A 4,231-nucleotide genomic window follows, 5' to 3' on the forward strand; every position below is an offset into this window, starting at 1 on the left:
GGCGGCGCCGGCGCCAGCGCCAGCGCCGGCAGGTTCGGCCGACGTGGCCGCTGCGTCATGCGTCGCGGCAGCAGCGCCGGCGCGCGCGGCCGAGGCGTCGATGAAACCCAGCGTATCGAACAATTGCGTCATCGCTTCGCTCCGTTGCGTTCAGGCATGCGCGGGATGCGCGGGCTCGGATACGGCAGCCGGCCGATGCTGCGCGCCGGTATGCCATGCAGGCAGGCGCGGCCCCTCGCCGAACAGCTTCTCGCGCAGCGTCGGCGCGGGATCGTAGTCTTCCTTGTAGACGCCGCGGTTCTGCAGCTCGGGCACGACCCAGTCGACGAAATCCTCGAACGATTCGGGCATCACGGTGCGCGTCAGGTTGAAGCCGTCGATGCCGGTCTCGTCGATCCACGACTGCAGCTCGTCCGCGACCTGCGACGGCGAGCCGATGATCGGCGCATAGCGGCCGCCGAGCGACATCTGTTCGAGCATCCGCCGCACGGTCCACGTGCCGGTCGTGCTCTTGCGCGAGATCGCGTCGACGGCCGACTGGATCGAATCGGTCTTCACATACGAGATCGGCTCGTCGAGGCCGTACTTCGCGAAGTCGATGCCGGTCGAGCTCGCGAAATGCGCGAGGCCGGCTTCGGGGCTCGCGTAACGCCGATATTCGTCGAACTTCTCGCGCGCGAGCCGTTCGGTTTCGGCCGTCACGACGCTCACGCCCGCGAAGATCCGGATCGATGCCGGGTCGCGCCCCTGCCGTGCGGCGGCCGCGCGGATGTCGAGTGCCGCCGCGCGCGCGGCGGCCTTGCTTTGCCCGTTCACGAACACGCATTCCGCGTGACGGCCGGCGAACTCGACGCCGCGCGCGGACGAACCGGCCTGGTACAGCACCGGCGTGCGCTGCAGCGACGGCTCGCTCAGGTGAATCGCGTCGAGCGAATAGAACGGCCCGTCGTGCTTCACGCGCCGCACCTTGCCCGGCTGCGCGAACACGCGCGCCTGTGCGTCGCGGATCACCGCGTCGTCGTCCCAGCTCTGTTCCCACAGCTTGTAGACGACGTCCATGTAGTCGTCCGCGCGCTCGTAGCGGTCGTCGTGGCCGATCTGCTGCGCGAGGCCCATCCCGCGCGCGGCGCTGTCGAGATAACCGGTGACGATGTTCCAGCCCACGCGCCCTTTCGTCAGGTGATCGAGCGTCGACATGCGGCGCGCGAACAGGTACGGCGGCTCGTAGGTCAGGTTCGCGGTCACGCCGAAGCCGAGATGCCGCGTGACCTGCGCCATCGCGGGCACCACCAGCAGCGGATCGTTGACGGGCACCTGAACGGATTCGCGCAGCGCGGCATCGGGGCCGCCGCCGAACACGTCGTACACGCCGACGATGTCCGCGAGGAAGATCCCGTCGAACTTGCCGCGTTCGAGCGTCTTCGCGAGGTCGGCCCAGTAGTCGAGATCGGTGTAATGCGCGGAGCGGTCGCGTGGATGCGTCCACAGCCCGTGGTTGATGTGCCCGACGCAGTTCATGTTGAACGCGTTGAGCAGGATCTTCTTGCGGTTCGCCGTCGTCATGCCGCCTCCGTCACCACGCAATCGCGTACAGCGAGCCGAACGCGTGGTCGAGCGCCTTGCGCACGGCCGGCGACTGCTGGTAGATCGCGATGAACTTGCGGATGCGCGGATCGTTCACGCTGTCCGGCCGCACGACCCACTGGATCGCGAAGATCTTGTTCTCGGTGCCGTCGAACAGCAGCGCGCTGTTCGGGTCGGTCGTGCCGGCGAGCTTGATGAAGCTCGGGTAACCCTGCGCGAGATCGACGTCGTCGAGCGAACGCGCAAGCTGCGACGCTTCGAGCGGAATGATCTTCAGGTGCTTCGGGTTCGCGACGATGTCGTGCGTCGTCGCGCGGTAGTCGGCGCCCGGCTTCAGCGTGATGAGCCCCGCGCGCTGCAGCAGCAACAGCCCGCGCCCGCCGTTCACCGGATCGTTCGCGATCGCGACCTTCGCGCCGTCCTTCAGCTCGCTGAAGCTTTTCACCTTCTTCGAATAGAGGCCGATCTTCATGATCGTGCCGGGCGCGATCGACACGAAGTTGTAGCCGCCCTGCTTGTTCGCGTTCTCGAGGAACGGGATGTGCTGGAAGTAGTTGACGTCGATGTCCTTGTTCGCGAGCGCCGCGTTCGGCGTATTCCAGTCGGTGAATTCGACGATCTTCACGTCGAGCCCCTGCGCCTTCGCCTCCTTCGCGGCGACCTTCAGCGCCTCGATCTGCGGGCTGGTCGAGATGCCGACCTTCAGCGGCGCGGTGTCGGCGTGCGCGCCATTCAGCAGCGCGACGCCGAGCATGGCGGCGGCCAGCAGGCGCGCGACGCGGCCGGCGGAAAAGCGGGCGGAAAAAACGGCATGCAGCATGGAAACCACTCTCCTGTCCAAAGACGGTATCGATGGATGAGCAACGCCGCGGCGAGCGTGCGGGCGCTCTCCGGACAGGGGTCAAACGCATCGGAAAAGGATCAGCCGATGATAGAGAGCGGCGCGGGGACGGTCTACGAAGCGATTGTGCGAAGAAAATCGCGGGCGGCGATATGGCCGGCGGACGCGCAGGATCGGGTGCCAGGCCGGCCGCCAGGCCGAAATCTCGGCCTGGGCGCCGCGCGAATTCCGAAATCTCGGCCAACCGGCCGGCCCAGCCTTTCCGCAGACGAAATAAACCCCTTATAAATCAATGCATTAAAAATATTCCGGCAGGCCGGATTTCTGGCACGGGGGTTGCGTAATAGACGGCACACGATGCCGCGAAGCGATGCAGGCATTCCAACATCAGGAGACACGTCTTGCAGACCTCAATCCAATCCCCGTCCCATCCGGAGCCGGTTTCCGACGCCGTCGCCACCCCGCGCGAGCGCTTCTGGCCGGAAGGCTGGTGGAAACTGATGGAAATCCGCATCGGCATCATTCCGCTGCCCGTCTACTTCATCCTGCTCGCGCTGATCGTCGGCTTCGCCGTGACCGGCAAGGTACCCGGCGAGATCTCGATGGCGATCGCCGTGCTCGCGTTCTTCGGCTTCACCTGCGCGGAACTGGGCAAGCGCCTGCCGCTGCTGCGCAACATCGGCGCGGCCGCGATCTTCGCGACCTTCGTGCCGTCGGCGCTCACCTACTACCACCTGCTGCCGAAGCCGGTGCTGAACCTCACCGTCGAATTCACGAAGTCGACCAACTTCCTGTACCTGTTCATCGCGTCGATCATCGTCGGCAGCATCCTGAGCATGGATCGCCGCGTGCTGATCCAGGGCTTCGTGAAGATCTTCATCCCGCTCGCGGCCGGCTCGGTCGCGGCCGCGATCGTCGGCACGGCGGTCGGCACCGCGCTCGGCCTCGGCGCGCGCCACACGCTGCTCTACATCGTCGTGCCGATCATGGCGGGCGGTGTCGGCGAAGGCGCGATTCCGCTGTCGATCGGCTATTCGGAACTGATGCACCTGCCGCAGGGCGAGATGTTCGCGATGGTGCTGCCGCCCGTGATGCTCGGCAGCCTGACCGCGATCATCCTGTCGGGCGCGCTCGACATGCTCGGCAAGCGCTACCCGCACCTGACCGGCAACGGCCGCCTGCAGGTCGGCGAATCGGGCGACATGACGCCGGAGAGCGAGGAGATCCGCGGCCACGTCGACGTCACGCACATCGCGGGCGCCGGCATCACGGCGATCACGCTGTACCTCGTCGGCCTGATGGCGTTCAAGCTGTTCGGCCTGCCCGCACCGGTCGCGATGCTGTTCCTCGCGGTGCTCGTGAAGCTCGCGCGCGCCGTGTCGCCGCCGCTGCAGGAAGGCGCGTTCGTCGTCTACAAGTTCTTCTCGACCGCCGTCACGTATCCGCTGCTGTTCGCGATCGGCGTCGCGATGACGCCGTGGGACAAGCTGACCGCCGCATTCACGATCGTCAACGTCGTCACGATCGTGTCGACCGTCGCGACGCTGATGGGCACCGGTTTCGTGGTCGGCCGCCTGTTGAAGATGTACCCTATCGACACCGCAATCGTGAACGCCTGCCACAGCGGGCAAGGCGGCACCGGCGACGTCGCGATCCTGACTGCCGCGAACCGGATGCAGCTGATGCCGTTCGCGCAGATCGCGACGCGGATCGGCGGCGCGATCGTCGTCACGGTCACGCTGATCCTGATCGCACACTTCGGATGACGCGCCGCCGCGCGCACCGTCGCGCAGGCCGCTTCGCACG

The 4,231-nt window shown here is 66.6% G+C and carries 3 protein-coding genes; 1 reads left to right on the forward strand and 2 read right to left on the reverse strand.

Going from position 1 to position 4,231, the window contains the following annotated elements:
• Window positions 1-150 precede the first annotated feature (150 nt).
• Window positions 151-1,563 carry an LLM class flavin-dependent oxidoreductase gene (locus tag G3O00_RS40380; RefSeq protein ID WP_206146335.1) on the reverse strand — a complete coding sequence of 471 codons (1,413 nt, stop codon included), beginning with the start codon at window positions 1,561-1,563 and terminating at the stop codon, window positions 151-153.
• A gap of 10 nt (window positions 1,564-1,573) precedes the next feature.
• Window positions 1,574-2,404, reverse strand: a complete 831-nt coding sequence (locus G3O00_RS40385) for a MetQ/NlpA family ABC transporter substrate-binding protein (RefSeq protein ID WP_206146336.1) — start codon at window positions 2,402-2,404, stop codon at window positions 1,574-1,576.
• Window positions 2,405-2,826: 422 nt separating this feature from the next.
• Here G3O00_RS40385 and G3O00_RS40390 point away from each other — a divergent pair, with 422 nt between their 5' ends.
• Window positions 2,827-4,191, forward strand: coding sequence for a 2-hydroxycarboxylate transporter family protein (locus tag G3O00_RS40390; RefSeq protein WP_206146337.1), 1,365 nt, complete (start codon window positions 2,827-2,829; stop codon window positions 4,189-4,191).
• Window positions 4,192-4,231: the final 40 nt, after the last annotated feature.

Origin of the sequence: Burkholderia sp. Ac-20384 (assembly GCF_017104605.1) — a bacterium.
Taxonomy (GTDB): domain Bacteria; phylum Pseudomonadota; class Gammaproteobacteria; order Burkholderiales; family Burkholderiaceae; genus Burkholderia; species Burkholderia lata.